This is a genomic window from Pseudoalteromonas sp. KAN5 (assembly GCF_022846535.1).
Taxonomy (GTDB): domain Bacteria; phylum Pseudomonadota; class Gammaproteobacteria; order Enterobacterales; family Alteromonadaceae; genus Pseudoalteromonas; species Pseudoalteromonas haloplanktis.
This window is the reverse complement of sequence record NZ_AP025589.1, coordinates 438,480-452,803: the sequence shown is the minus strand read 5'-3', so window position 1 is coordinate 452,803 and position 14,324 is coordinate 438,480. Positions and strand designations below refer to the sequence as shown.

Here is a 14,324-nt window from a genome sequence, read left to right as displayed (position 1 = left end):
AAAAAAACGAGCTCCGCAAGCTTTCTCAGCCAGCTACGCGGAGCTTTTTTATTATGTGATTATTATTTTATCGCTCACTGGTATAGAATCGTGTTTTTTGCAAAGACAACTCAACCATGACCTACCTGTTTGCAACCACCCTGCTATGGGCTTTTTCATTTAGTTTAATTGGCGTGTATTTAGCAGGCCAAGTTGATGCTTGGTTTAGCGTTTTAATGCGTGTTGCTTTAGCAACCCTAGTGTTTTTACCCTTTATAAAATACCGTGGTATAGCGCCAAAACTCATTGCTAAATTGATGTTGATTGGTGCGGTGCAACTGGGTGCTATGTATGGTTTTTATTACCATTCATTTTTATACCTTAGCGTGCCTGAGGTACTGTTATTTACGGTAATGACGCCACTGTATATTGCGCTATTAAACGATGTGATTGAACAACGTTTTAATCCACAGTTTTTATTTGTGGCCCTATTGGCAATAGTTGGCGCTGTAGCTATTCGTTACCAAGGTATTGATGAAAATTTTTTGACAGGGCTACTACTGGTGCAAGCCGCCAACCTGTGTTTTGCCACAGGACAAGTGACCTACAAACGTTTAATGGCAAACCGAAATATCCCGCAGCAAAGCGTGTTTGGCTGGTTTTTTGTCGGCGCTTTAATTGTTGCTAGCATCTGTTTTTTATTATTTGGTGATACAACTAAACTTCCAACTACAACAACCCAATGGGGTATCCTTATTTACCTTGGTAGCATTGCATCGGGTTTAGGCTATTTTGCTTGGAATAAAGGCGCTACACAGGTCAATGTAGGCGGCCTTGCGGTGATGAATAATTTGCTGATCCCTGCGGGTATTTTAGTTAATGTGGTTATTTGGAATCGCGATGCCGATCTTGTAAAGCTCAGTATTGGTGGCGCTATTATTGTTTTAGCACTGCTGTTAAATCAGTACCTTAATAGAAATGCCATAAATAAAGCCTAAACTAATGCAAACAAATGTGAGGGTGTTATGAAATTACTAGTTTGTACATTACTGATTATATTACTAAGCGCCTGTAGCCAAACGCCACAAAGTAGTACTGTTCAAGTTGGCACTCGGCCTTATTATCTTATTAACACTATGCAGCCCAGCGCGCTGAAAACGCAATTGCAAGCATGCAGCGAAGGGCCTTTTTATCGTACAGACTTTGCCATTGGTCACCGTGGTGCGCCAATGCAGTACCCTGAGCACACTAAAGAGTCATATCTTGCAGCAGCGCGTATGGGCGCAGGTGTTTTAGAATGCGATGTGGCCTTTACTAAAGACCAAGAACTGGTTTGCCGCCACTCTCAATGTGATTTACACACCACCACTAATATTTTAGCGGTGCCAGCGCTTGCTGCTAAATGCAGTATCCCATTTACACCAGCCAAAAACGGTCAAGCTGCGCAAGCAAAATGCTGTACCAGCGATATCACCCTTGCCGAATTTTTAACCCTAAAAGGCAAGATGGATGGCGCAAACAACCAAGCTATAACAGTTGATGAATATTTAAATGGCACGCCTAATTGGCGCACCGACTTATACGCTAGCAATGGCACATTAATGAGCCACAAACAAAGTATTGCCTTGTTTAAGCAATTAGGCGTAAAAATGACTCCTGAGCTCAAAGCACCGCAAGTAAGCATGCCGTTTAATGGTTTTACTCAAGCGCAATATGCACAAAAAATGCTCGATGAATACACAGAGCAAAATGTACCGAATGAGCGCGTTTATCCACAATCATTTAATCTTGCTGACGTAAAGTACTGGATAGAGCAAAACCCGGAGTTTGCTAATAACAGTGTTTACTTAGATGGCCGCGACGAAACATCACAACTTGACCCAAATGATCCTGATACGTGGCAACCTAGCATGACCGCGCTTTATAACGATGGTGTACGCATTCTTGCTCCCCCTATTTGGATGTTGTTAGCCGTTGATGAGTATAACAATATTGTGCCATCGCAATATGCGTTAGCCGCCAAAGCCGCAGGACTAAAGTTAATTGCTTGGAGCCTTGAGCGCTCTGGGCCGCTTGTCAATGGCGGCGGGTATTACTACCAATCAGTCAGTGAAGTGATCAATAACGATGGCGACATGATGAAGGTGGTTGATGTGCTAGCCAAAGATGTCGCCGTGATGGCGATTTTCTCAGACTGGCCAGCGACTGTCAGTTACTACGCCAGCTGTAACAACATGCCTGCGAGTATCTAAAGTTAGATTTTTTCAATTCAGATCACTCGTTTAGCACTGAACGCTAGGTTATGATGAGCTTTTTTTAGAATAAAGGCTCATTATGATCATTTCGCACCAAAGCCATGATATCGCAACTGCAACGGGTACTATGCGTACCAGCGTTTACCGCCCTCAAGCGGATGGGCAGTTCCCTGCGATTATTTTTTACTCAGAGATTTTCCAACAAACGGCGCCAATAGCTCGCAGTGCCGCTATTTTAGCAGGCCATGGTTTTGTGGTGCTGGTGCCTGAGGTGTTTCATGAACTAAACCCAATTGGCACTGTGTTGGCCTACGATGACGCAGGTAAAGACAAAGGCAATGCCGATAAATGGGCAAAGCCTCTTGAATCGCACGACAGCGACACCCAAGCATTAATCGATTTTGCCCAAACGCAAAGTTATTGCACCGGCTCAGTGGGTGCTATAGGTGTGTGTATTGGTGGTCACTTAGCTTATCGCGCGGCGTTAAACCCAGCAATAAAAGCGGCATTTTGCTTATATGCCACCGATATTCATAGCGATACACTCCCAGCACAAGCTGGTAATAACTCGTTTGAACGCATGGCCGATATTCAAGGTGAAATTCACTTTATTTGGGGTAAGCAAGACCCGCATGTACCACAAGAAGGCCGCGCCAAAATTTATCAACACGTTGTAGCCACAGGCATAAACTACCAATGGCAAGAAGTGAACGCGCAACATGCATTTATGCGCGATGAAGGAGATCGTTACGATCCAGCCCTTGCTATTGCTATGTACCAACAAGCTGTGGCGTTATTTAGCCGGACTTTGTAAAGTTAATTCTTTTTAAGCATACCCAATGCGGTATGCTTTTTTATAAAGTAATTTTTTAAGTAATCAATAAATAAACGCAGCTTTTTAGATCCCGCGCCACCTGGTGGAAATACGCCATAAAGTTCAATGTCTTTACTTTTATAATCATCTAAGACTATTTCGAGTGAACCCGCCTGCACTTTAGGCCAAGCATCATAAAGAGGAATGCGCCCGATGCCATGTCCTGCCTCAACAAAAGCAGTACGTGCTGCGGCATTATTGGTACTTAAATCACCTTTCATAGTCAGGCTGTATTTTTTACCATTTTTTTGCAAGGTTAATGTTTTACTGCCGAGTTGATATACCACCCATTTATGCGCTTGCAGTTGCTCTGGCGTTTTTGGCTTACCAAAGTGCGCAAAATAATCTGGTGACCCACAAATACAGGTACTCATTACAGTTAGCTTTGTGGCGTGTAAGTTTGAATCATCAAGTGCCACGCCACGTATCGCAAAATCAAAACCATTTTTAATAATATCAATAACTTCATCGTTGAGTTGTAAATTAATATCAATTTTAGGGTACTGGCGCTTAAAATCGTTGATAGCAGGGACTATAAGCTGCATGCCGACATTCACCGGGCAGCTTATTTTTAACAACCCCTGAGGCTCATTTTTAATATTCTCAATTTGTTGATTAGCGGCATTTGCTTGCTCAGTAATAACTCGGCACCGCTCATAGTAGGCAATTCCCGCTTCAGTTAACGCCATAGTGCGGGTTGAGCGATTTAATAAGCTGACTTCAAGTTGGGTTTCAAGCTTTTTTAAGTGATAACTTGCTACCGCGCGCGTTAACCCCAGCTGTTTTGCCGCCGCCGTTAAACTGCCCTGCTCAACAATTTGTGCAAATACCACCATGCTTTTTAGCTGTTCAAACGAAACCTTCATATCACCTCCTAAATTCAACCGCACAATTGTATCAATTTTTAAATCAATAAAGTCAAATTTATCATCGTTGTTTAAAGTTATCTTAATGCATATAGTAATTACAGATACACTTAACAATTTAATTCATCAGAAGGAATATGGTTATGGCTAAAAAAATACTTATGGTTCTCACCTCTCATGCTGAACTTGGCGATACAGGCCATAAAACGGGCTTTTGGGTCGAAGAATTTGCCGCCCCGTATTACGCATTTATTGATGCCGGTGCCGAAGTTACCCTTGCATCAGTAAAAGGCGGACAACCACCGGTTGACCCTAATAGCGCCGCACCAGATGCTGCAACCGAGGCCACGAAACGCTTTGATAACGACAGTGCAGCACAAACACTGATGGCCAATACCAAAGCACTTAGCGATGTAAATGCCAGTGATTTTGACGCTGTATTTTACCCAGGCGGTCACGGTCCATTATGGGATTTGGTTGACAATGCTGACTCAATTGCACTGATTGAAGACTTTATCAATACGCAAAAACCTGTTGCAGGTGTGTGCCATGCAAGTGCAGTATTTTTGAATGCGAAGAACTCAGATGGCACAGCACTTGTGGCAGGCAAAAAAGTCACCGGCTTTAGTAATAGTGAAGAAGCCGCCGTGCAACTGACTGATATAGTGCCTTTACTCGTTGAAGACGAACTGATTAAAAAAGGTGGCGACTATCAAAAAACCGATGATTGGGGCGTACTCGCATTAGAAGATGGTTTACTGATCACAGGTCAAAACCCTGCCAGCTCCGAACTTGCCGCTAAAAAGCTACTTACTAAATTAGGCTAAACCTATATTTGCCAAAGCCTTGCCCACTGGGTAAGGCTTTTCATTTAAGTATTAAGATAGGTATACTCACCCACACTCACTTTCAATTTAAGCTTATGTATGGCAAATCAAAAAAGTTCTTTAAGCATCCCACCGCTCGCCAGTAAACGCTTTACAATCATTGGCATTATTTTACTGTGTGCCTTATTACAAGTAATTAATAGCTTACCCGGTATTAACCTTAACGGCTTAGGGATCTTCCCACGTAATTTAAATGGCTTAAGCGGGATTTTCTTCGCGCCGTTTTTACATGGTGGCTGGGCACATTTGATCAGTAATTTAATCCCATTCGCAGTACTTGGCTGGCTGGTTTGCCAGTACAGTGTAAAACGCTTTTGGCTGGTGTTTATTTTCACTGCCCTAGCTGGTGGCTTACTGGTTTGGTTGTTTGGCCGCGCGAATATTCATGTTGGGCTAAGTGGCGTACTTTATGGTTTATGGGGCTTTTTGATTTGTTACGGCATTATGCATCGCTCATTTAAAGCCATCGCGATTAGTGTTGTGGTGGTATTTTTATACAGTGGCTTAATTTGGGGTGTACTACCACAGCGCCCCCATGTGTCATTTGAAAGCCACTTTTTTGGCGCACTAGCAGGGATTATTATCGGCTATTATTTAGCGAAAAAAGATAAGAAAAACGAAGCATATAAATTGTAAAGTTAGTGATGCGCAAGATAAAGCAACGCACCCTAACAATATAAAAATGTGGTGGCTTAACAGCGCAGCGTTAAGGTGATCATTACCACGCCATGGTCAGTACTTTGGTCGTCACGCTCAAACTCAGGGTTGATCAAGTGACGGTCATAAGTATGGTAATCACTCACCGCAAAAAAGCTATCGTCGTAACTTGTATCAAACTCACAAGATAACAAAATATAATCTAGTACTGAGCTGCTGGCGCCAAAATAATGGGTTGGCGTACGTTTAAGTTCGACTGTTTGTTGATTTTGCTCTGAGTCACTTAGCTGCGACTTTATAAATAAATCCCACGCATCGTTTAAGCAATATTTTGCAAGGTAGGTTTTACTGTCAAACGCTGGGGCAAAACGCAGTGAATCGGTGAGTAAGTGGCTCAATACGCCATCGATTAAATTATTATTAAAATCCCCCATTAGCAGCATAGGGGTTTGTGTGTCTTCGCGCCGCTTAATCATTTCAAGCATCAATAAGGTTGCTTCGCTGCCGCGCTGAATCGTAGAGCCCCAGCCACCAGCAATATCTGCTTTTAAGTGGGCAATAATATTCTGCTCTGGTGCTAATTGGTTGTTTTGCTCAACTTCGAGCAACGGCCGTTTAGATTTAAAATGCACCACATAACAATCAACATCGCCAATATGCGGCATAATAAGTGTGGCCCTGAGCACTTTACGGCTAAACGTAAAGTCAGCGCTAAGCCCCATTATGTGCGCAAGCTCTGCGTCATGTTGCACAGCAACTACGTCACTGATGGCAAAACGAGAAGCAATCGCCACCACCGGGCGTTTATAAATAAACTCATCAATCACTTGTGGCTCATCAACCACCGCAAAGTAGTGATAACCTGCTTTATGTAATAGTGCTTTTAGTGACTCAATGCTAAATACTTCTTGAAAGCCAATTACATCAGGCTGAAACTCAGTTAAGTAATCAACTATCCAGCGCTGCTTTTTAGCCCACTGCTGCGCACTATAAATACGCTCAAATTCATAAAACGCATTAGGCGGCTCAAGGTAATTAAATAAGTTAAATGTGGCAATTTTTAATTGGCTATTTTCGACCTCTACTGGCTCAATCGCTGTCGTGGGATCGGCGGTAAGTTGCGATTGTTGGTGTGCTACATGATTCGTGATAACAAAAATCCTACTTAATTATACAAAGCCAAAATTACCGCAAAACCAACAACTTCGCCAAGCCGTCTGTTGTAAATGCAAATTAGCAAGGCGAGCAATGTTTATTTGAATATAACGTCAGCCCAGCTTGTTTATTATTGCATCGCAGGCATTTTCAATTAAATCGAGGACCTGTTCAAAACCTTGTTCGCCGCCGTAGTAAGGATCGGGAATTTCATCAATTGCAGATGAGCCATAACTTAAAAACAGCGCAAGTTTATACTGTAAGTGTGCCGGACATTGCGCCACTAAGTCTGCAAGGTTTTGTTTATCAGCCGCTAAAATCAAGTCAAAATATTCAAAGTCATGTTGCTGTACTTGACGAGCACGGATCCCTTTAAAACTGTAATTACGTTTTAAAGCCGCAGCTTGTGATCGTTTATCTGGAGGATTGCCACAGTGATAAGCCGCCGTCCCAGCAGAATCTATTTCAAGAGTCACCCCTTGCTGCATCGCTTTAGCACGAAGCACAGCTTCAGCTGTTGGTGAACGACAAATATTACCTAAACACACCACCAATATTTTTTTCATTGTTAAACCTTAGTAAGCTCCATGTCTCTAGCTTTACTCAAAATACTTATTATTGCCAGCCCTGTAACCAACGTTGCTGATCTTTTAAATCCCGCCAATCAATTGCAACTTGGCGCTTAGACATTACCGCTTCAATCACACAGCTTAAAACAATGCCTTCTTCATCAAAGTCCATTTCAATGATGATAAAATGCTTTTCTTTATTCACTGGTGAAACAGCAGTCCATTTACTGTTGAGCAATTTCTTAGGTGTTATTTTATTCATGAGCTGCGCTATAAGCTTTTTCAATAATTAATTGTATTTGTTATACGTTTATAGTGCTGGTTAAGTTTATGTTCGATAGATTATTTTAATACTGCTTTAAAATTGCTTCGTCGTAGTCATCTGCATTAAGCGTCACATTAAACTTAGCAGCCACACTATCAAGCTCCGCTTGTTTGATTGCCAGCTCATCCATGGTGATAGTGTTATCGTCTAACTGCCACAATAACCGTGAGCCGGCATAACTGTAATGAATCGCCAAGAGTGCTTGTGGATCCCCCTCACGACCTGCAGCTTTTAGCTTAGCCATTTTCCGAGTGATTTTATTAAGTGCTTGTTTTAACTCCCACACATACACAACCTCAGTCATGTAATCATGTGTGCGGTATTTATTCAGCGCCCAGCCAATGCTAATACTGGTGATGATTACACCCAATAAATTCCAATGGAAATGACTGCCACTTTCATCTGGAAACAAGGCTATCAAAGATTGCGAAATAGCTAAACTGCCCGCGGCTAGTGCCAAACCACAGCCAATAATAACGCGGTTTAAATGCTTACGATAACGTGCTTTATCAATTTGAATAAGTTGCATAACTGCCTAATAAAATAAAAACCAAAATCCAGAGCCGCCATTGTAGCCAATGCAGGCAAACAATGACGAAACTTTTTTAAAACTTCTGATTAAACACCTGTATCTTAGGGGTTAACTATCAGCTCTTGCTCTTTAGGATTGATATACTTTAAACCAATCGTAACAATGCGGGTATTCACCATAGTAATAACCCTTAGCTGCACATTATTGATCACCACAATCGCACCTTTACATAGTGGCGGTGTTAATTTTTGATTAATTAGCTCTTCTAAACTGAGTTTTTCAGGCGCCTCTATTTTCATATTATACGAATAGAAAATATCGCCGACTAACGTAACGCCTTTCACTCTTAACTCATTTTTAGCTAAATGGTTTTCTTGTTGATGTGTTGCATCTGTTGCAGCAAATACCAAATCCACAAAAGGTCGATTGTAAGGTTTGAGTACAACAAATAAGTGATCTTGTGATTTAAGTACTGTAGAGCCTCTAGGTGGAATAGTTGACGACCCTCGTGTGATCATTGCCACTACCACACTCTCCGGTAATGCCGCGCGAGATAAACGCCTGCCAACTACGCGCGAAGCATCACTTAGCGTATACTCCACAATTTCTATATCTATTTCATTTAAAGCGGTAATCTCAAGTTTAGCGGCGGCTACAACAGGTGGCGGCTCAACCAACCCTAACTTTTTCGCAATCCAAGGCATGCTAGCCCCTTGTAGGGTGGCTGAAATTAACACCACAAAAAATACTACATTAAAAATAAGCTCCGCGCCCGGCAGGCCAAAAAGCAGGGGAAATATTGCCAATATAATAGGCACAGATCCGCGTAATCCTACCCAGGACACAAACATGGTTTCTCGATTATTAAAGCCAAATAACTTTAAAATTGGCGCTACAGCCAGAGGTCTTGCAATAAAAATTAACGCAAACGCTATGAATAACCCTTCTAACCATACATCCAATAATGAAGATGGATTAATCAATAATCCTAACACCACAAACATGGTAATTTGACCTAACCACGCTAAACCATCATGAAATAGAAAAATACTGCGTTTATATACAAACTCACTATTACCTAAAATAACACCCGTAATAAACACAGCTAAAAAGCCGCTACCGCCTAATGAGGCAGATAAACCAAATGATAACAAACCAAAAGCTGTTACCATCACTAAATACAAACCTGATGTATTTAGCTTAATGCGATTGATAAACCAAGTCGCCAGTTTACCAATTAACACACCACACAGCGCACCTACCCCCATTTGCTGCACAAATAACAACAGCAAGTCGCCTCCAAACGTCATTTTGTTAACTAACACCTCTAACAAGCCAACAGTTAAAAAGATAGCCATAGGGTCATTGGAGGCACTTTCTATTTCGAGGGTAGACTTAAGCTTTTTATTTAAATGAATGCCCGCACTTCGCAACAAGGCAAAAACGGCAGCCGCATCAGTAGAGCCAACAATTGCCCCTAACAAAATACCTTGCAGCACAGGAAGGTCTAAAATATAGGTTGCCACAGCACCGGTTATCACTGCGGTCAGTAACACGCCCACAGTCGCTAAAGCTGATGCGGGTTTCCAGACTTGTTTAATCGAGCTGATCGGAGTTTGCAATCCCCCATCGAACAAAATAATAGCAAGCGCTAACGTACCTAAAGCATGCGCAGCCTCTGCATTATCAAATGAAATACCGGCAATACCGTCTTCACCAGCAAGCATGCCGACTAATAAAAACAGCACCAGCACAGGTAAGCCGACACGTGCAGATAACTTGCTCGATATCACACCAAAAAGAATCAAAATGGCACTAACAAGAATGATATTGTCAATTACAAACATACGATGAATTTACAACCTTACATAAATGGAAAATTAAAATAGCCAACTAAAAATGATTTGAAAGTCCAGTGCATACAATAACTCAAAAAGCGTCCATTATTTTAATTTATTTATAAATAAAACGCGTATTTGTTTTTTGAGGTCAATGAAAACAATGAAAAAATACAATTACAACTCGCTAGTCACTATAAGTTCCTCCTTGTTGATAACGCCACTTTGCAGCGCAATTAAATTTTTTAAAATATTTCACCCCTTTTGTATTTACCGCACGTTTTAAAGATAAATACATCATAAGGACTTAAGGATTTGCTCATGCAAACAGTCGATTTACCACACACTCACCATACATTAAAAACATCCACAGCCATCGTTGGTGGTGCCGCAATGACATTTGCTGCATTTGCATTTATGCAATATTTGATTAGTGGCGAGCAACGCGCAGCAAACGTTGGCGGTGACAACATTATTGTAGAAATATTCCAAGCACCAGAGGACTCTAAGGTACAACAAAAGCAAACCCTGCCACCGCCGCCGAAAATGCAAACACCACCAAAAGTGCCCCCGCGTACACCGCCAAGCACAGATACCAATATAATAACCACCGCAATAACACCGGATATCAGCATTGGTGAAATAGGCACAGGTATACAAGCAAACTTACAACGCCCTACAGGGGATGCCACCCCAATAGTGCGTATAAATCCTAAATATCCACCGATTGCCGCGCGAGAAGGCATTGAAGGCTGGGTACAATTAAGCTTTAATGTGTCTCAGACAGGTGAAGTAATTGATGCACAAGTCACAAACGCAGAACCAAAACGCATATTCGACCGTGAAGCACTACGGGCAATAAAGCGCTGGAAATACCGCCCAAAAGTGATTGATGGCGTAGCACAAATACAAACGGGGCAAAGCGTACAACTTGATTTTAAATTAGACCAAACACAATAAGAGTGCCTATGCTTACAAGCTTAAAATCATGGTTTATCAGCCAGCCAAGTAACGATTACTTGGCTGACTACGCAAAAAGTGGCGACAACCGCCACTTAACTCAACTTGTCACCTTGTTTGGCAACGATTTGTACCATTACTTAGTCACCCAAAGTAACGAGCAACTCGCCTTTGATATTAGCCAGCAAACCTGGTTAAAAGTGATGGAAAAACGCCACCACTATCAAGGTCAAAACAACCCAAAAGCCTGGCTGTTTCGCCTTGCCCGCAATGCGTTGATTGATGAATATCGTAAACAACAGCGCTTTGTTGAACTAGAAGACGACACCGCGATAGCCCCACTGAGAACTGAGCAAAAATTTGATTATGCCGCTTTTGATAAAGCGTTAATGCAACTGAGCTTTGTACAACGCGAAGCACTCAGCCTGCAACAAGAAGGCTTTTCGCTTGAAGACATACAACAGATCACGCAAAGCAATCATGAAACCGTAAAAACGCGGCTACGTTATGCAAAACAGAACTTAAAAACATTATTGGGAGGCTTTGATGAAAAAGCATAACGAGCAGTTTGAGCAACAACTTGAACAGCATTTTAGTGAACGTAAAAAACGCCACACGCTTACGCCCGAGCAACAGGCAATGTTTACTAAAATACCCAATGAAAACGCCAATAAGCAACCAGCAAAATTTTTATTGCCCCTACAAATGACCGGCCTCGCCTGCGCATTAGTGGTACTAGGCTTTACCATGTTTACCACAACAGATAACAACACAGATAACACCACAGAACAACACACACTTAACAATACCTTTGCCGCTCAGCAAAACAATTACCACTTTATTGAGGTTCACCAAGTAGATAATGCCGGCAGTTATTCAAGTGAAATAACCAGCCAAAAACAACAGCTCGACGACAAACTCGCCGCCGACCTGCGCCTACACCAACAGCGCTATATTGAATACGGCCAATTAGTTAAAGTAGACAACGACTGGTACATCGCCAGCTGCCACAGCGAAGTGCTCATTCAAATAAAAGACTCGTTGCTGAATAGCTTAAAAACCAAACACGCCGTAGCAAGTGATATTGTAAAAGGCGACATGCTCGCCATGGCCCACAACAGCCAAGGCCAGATTATCGCACTCAAACATGCAGGAGATGGGGTTAAGGTTTGTAGAGGGTGATTTTTACCACTGAGGCCAGAGGCCACAGAGGCGCTGCGCGCTACACAAAAGAGAAACGCAAAGGCCGGTAGCAGCCGCCCCTTGGTTGCTGCCAGCAACCTAAACCTTGAATAAGGTTTTTAATGTAGGTCGCGGATTTATCCCGACAATATGTGTGAAAAGTTAGCAGCAAAAAACATCAGCTACAGTGATACAACTTTTGGGCTAAAGCCCAACCTACAAAATGCATGCACCAGCAAGCTCAGCGCCTACGGTGGTTAACCCTTACATTGGAGTTAAACCCTTCGTGGCTGAAGCCGACTCCTACAACCAATATTTAAGCTCTGTGCAGCGAAGCACCACAGTGGTAAAATCCACTTTTCGCCCTAAAGGGCGACCTACAATTTAAGCCCGTTGGGTTTCGTTACTCTCAACCCAACCTACAAACACACGCGCCAGCAAGCTTAGCGCCTACGGTGATTAACTTAACACTGGTGTTAAACCCTTCGCGGCTGAAGCCAGCTCCTACAACAATAACTAACCTCAGTGTAGCGAAGCGCCTCTGTGCCCTCTGTGGTGAAATTCACTTTCTCGCCCTAAAGGACGACCTACAATTGAAAGTGGCTAGGCTCTAGGAAGTGACTAGGTACTAGGAGTGTGCCGTAGCTCGTCGCCCGCCGCACGAAGCCATCGTTTTTCATTCTCGGTGTAGCGAAGCGCCTCTGTGCCCTCTGTGGTGAAATTCACTTTCTCGCCCTAAAGGACGACCTACAATTGAAAGTGGCTAGGCTCTAGGAAGTGACTAGGTACTAGGAGTGTGCCGTAGCTCGTCGCCCGCCGTACGAAGCCATAGCCACACGCGCCAGCAAGCTTAGCGCCTACACTCCAGCGCGATGTTTTACCGTCATTTATCTTGCATTTTCCGTAGATAGTCGCACTTTAGTAAATGTTCATAACAATTTCACTTATAACACGCTAGGCTAATGTCATCGTGTTTAATAAATTGGAGTTACCATGAAAAAGTCTTTTTGTAGCAGTTTAGTCGTCACTCTTCTCAGTGTAACCAGTTTGCAAGCGTGTGCGCAGCAACTTGAACAAGAAATACCCGTCGCTAAAAGCGCTGATAAGTATCAGCTTGAGTTAGTTGCCAAAGGCGTGCAAATCCCTTGGGGAATGGTATGGCTTAACGAGCAAGATTTATTGGTAACAGACCGTGCAGGTGAACTTAGGCTCATTCGTGATGGTAAATTGCTAGAGCAAAAAATCTCTGGTCTGCCAAAAGTGCATGCTGAGGGTCAAGGTGGCTTATTAGATATTGAGCTGGATCCTCACTTTAAAGACAATGGCTGGATTTACTTTTCATACTCTGGTTATGAAGGTGATGAAGAAGGCTATAATACCTCAATCATGCGTGCACGGTTAAAAGATATGGCACTCGTCGATACGCAATTATTATTCGACGGTACACCAAACACCACCACTACTAAACACTATGGCTCGCGCATTGAATTTGATAAAGATGGCTACTTGTATTTTTCGATTGGTGATCGTGGCGCTCGTGATGTTCACCCACAAAGCTTAGAGTATGACGCAGGTAAAATTCATCGCATTAATAGCGATGGTTCAATCCCTGAATCAAACCCATTTGTAAATCAGCCAAACGCACGTAAGAGCATTTATTCGTATGGTCACCGCAACCCGCAAGGTATGGCGATGCACCCACAAACGGGGGCAATTTGGAGCCATGAGCATGGCCCGCGTGGTGGCGATGAAATCAATATTATTAAAGCGGGTGCAAACTACGGCTGGCCAGAAGTAACCCACGGTATTAACTACATCGGCACAAAAATCACCGACGAAACCAGCCGTGAAGGCATGGAGCAACCTGATTGGGTGTGGGTGCCGTCTATCGCGCCTTCTGGTATGGAATTTGTGACCAGCGATAAATACCCGCAGTGGCAAGGCCATGTACTTGTTGGTGCAATGAAATTTGCTCATTTAGTGTTAGTTGAGCTCGATGGCAATAAAGTAACGGATCACAGTAAACTGTTTGAAGGCGCTGGCCGCGTGCGCAGTATTGCCACCCACCCGAATGGTGATATATATCTGGGCATTGACGGTATGGGTATTTATAAGGTTGTACCTAAATAGTAGGTTGGTAGAGCAAAGCGAAACACAACAATTTAGCGAGTCACAAGGGGAAAGAGTAAAGGGGCTTTAAGCTCTAAGTCATAAGCTTTAAGTCGTTGGTGCATACTCGCTGCTG

Annotated in this window: 15 protein-coding genes; 9 read left to right on the top strand and 6 right to left on the bottom strand. The window is 42.8% G+C overall.

Going from position 1 to position 14,324, the window contains the following annotated elements; genetic code table 11:
* Nucleotides 1-116 precede the first annotated feature (116 nt).
* The 3 genes from KAN5_RS02000 (at nt 117) to KAN5_RS01990 (ending at nt 3,048) form a co-directional block, all read left to right on the top strand.
* On the top strand, nt 117-977 hold the full coding sequence (locus KAN5_RS02000; protein WP_016708844.1) for a carboxylate/amino acid/amine transporter: 861 nt from the start codon (nt 117-119) through the stop codon (nt 975-977).
* Between the two features lie 27 nt (nt 978-1,004).
* Entirely contained in the window at nt 1,005-2,231 is a 1,227-nt protein-coding gene (locus tag KAN5_RS01995; RefSeq protein WP_138554941.1) for a glycerophosphodiester phosphodiesterase family protein, read from the top strand.
* Between the two features lie 82 nt (nt 2,232-2,313).
* Nucleotides 2,314-3,048, top strand: coding sequence for a dienelactone hydrolase family protein (locus tag KAN5_RS01990; RefSeq protein ID WP_138554942.1), 735 nt, complete (start codon nt 2,314-2,316; stop codon nt 3,046-3,048).
* A 2-nt stretch (nt 3,049-3,050) separates the two neighbouring features.
* Here KAN5_RS01990 and KAN5_RS01985 read toward each other — a convergent pair whose 3' ends face one another.
* Nucleotides 3,051-3,974 carry a LysR family transcriptional regulator gene (locus KAN5_RS01985; RefSeq protein ID WP_138554943.1) on the bottom strand — a complete coding sequence of 308 codons (924 nt, stop codon included), beginning with the start codon at nt 3,972-3,974 and terminating at the stop codon, nt 3,051-3,053.
* A gap of 143 nt (nt 3,975-4,117) precedes the next feature.
* On the opposite strand from KAN5_RS01985, the gene KAN5_RS01980 reads away from it, so the two are divergent.
* Together KAN5_RS01980 and KAN5_RS01975 are read left to right on the top strand one after the other, a co-directional pair.
* Nucleotides 4,118-4,801: a type 1 glutamine amidotransferase domain-containing protein gene (locus KAN5_RS01980; protein WP_138554944.1), complete on the top strand. Its 684-nt coding sequence runs from the start codon at nt 4,118-4,120 to the stop codon at nt 4,799-4,801.
* A 99-nt stretch (nt 4,802-4,900) separates the two neighbouring features.
* Nucleotides 4,901-5,497, top strand: coding sequence for a rhomboid family intramembrane serine protease (locus KAN5_RS01975; protein ID WP_138554945.1), 597 nt, complete (start codon nt 4,901-4,903; stop codon nt 5,495-5,497).
* A gap of 56 nt (nt 5,498-5,553) precedes the next feature.
* Here the strand turns inward: KAN5_RS01975 and KAN5_RS01970 are convergent, their stop codons facing one another.
* From KAN5_RS01970 to KAN5_RS01950, 5 genes are all read right to left on the bottom strand, one after another.
* Nucleotides 5,554-6,612, bottom strand: coding sequence for an endonuclease/exonuclease/phosphatase family protein (locus tag KAN5_RS01970; protein WP_171039008.1), 1,059 nt, complete (start codon nt 6,610-6,612; stop codon nt 5,554-5,556).
* A gap of 174 nt (nt 6,613-6,786) precedes the next feature.
* On the bottom strand, nt 6,787-7,239 hold the full coding sequence (locus tag KAN5_RS01965) for a low molecular weight protein-tyrosine-phosphatase (protein ID WP_138554947.1): 453 nt from the start codon (nt 7,237-7,239) through the stop codon (nt 6,787-6,789).
* Nucleotides 7,240-7,288: 49 nt separating this feature from the next.
* Nucleotides 7,289-7,504, bottom strand: a complete 216-nt coding sequence (locus KAN5_RS01960) for a TIGR02450 family Trp-rich protein (RefSeq protein ID WP_016708836.1) — start codon at nt 7,502-7,504, stop codon at nt 7,289-7,291.
* Nucleotides 7,505-7,589: 85 nt separating this feature from the next.
* Nucleotides 7,590-8,096, bottom strand: a complete 507-nt coding sequence (locus tag KAN5_RS01955) for a DUF3087 domain-containing protein (RefSeq protein WP_016708835.1) — start codon at nt 8,094-8,096, stop codon at nt 7,590-7,592.
* A 104-nt stretch (nt 8,097-8,200) separates the two neighbouring features.
* Entirely contained in the window at nt 8,201-9,946 is a 1,746-nt protein-coding gene (locus KAN5_RS01950; protein WP_016708834.1) for a potassium/proton antiporter, read from the bottom strand.
* Between the two features lie 312 nt (nt 9,947-10,258).
* On the opposite strand from KAN5_RS01950, the gene KAN5_RS01945 reads away from it, so the two are divergent.
* The 4 genes from KAN5_RS01945 (at nt 10,259) to KAN5_RS01930 (ending at nt 14,209) form a co-directional block, all read left to right on the top strand.
* Nucleotides 10,259-10,897: an energy transducer TonB gene (locus KAN5_RS01945; RefSeq protein ID WP_138554948.1), complete on the top strand. Its 639-nt coding sequence runs from the start codon at nt 10,259-10,261 to the stop codon at nt 10,895-10,897.
* Between the two features lie 8 nt (nt 10,898-10,905).
* Complete coding sequence (locus tag KAN5_RS01940; protein WP_138554949.1) at nt 10,906-11,457, top strand: RNA polymerase sigma factor; 552 nt, start codon at nt 10,906-10,908, stop codon at nt 11,455-11,457.
* Complete coding sequence (locus tag KAN5_RS01935) at nt 11,444-12,079, top strand: hypothetical protein (RefSeq protein ID WP_244390319.1); 636 nt, start codon at nt 11,444-11,446, stop codon at nt 12,077-12,079. The genes KAN5_RS01940 and KAN5_RS01935 overlap by 14 nt, the downstream gene beginning before the upstream one ends.
* 993 nt (nt 12,080-13,072) lie before the next feature.
* On the top strand, nt 13,073-14,209 hold the full coding sequence (locus tag KAN5_RS01930) for a PQQ-dependent sugar dehydrogenase (protein WP_244390318.1): 1,137 nt from the start codon (nt 13,073-13,075) through the stop codon (nt 14,207-14,209).
* Nucleotides 14,210-14,324 lie beyond the last annotated feature (115 nt).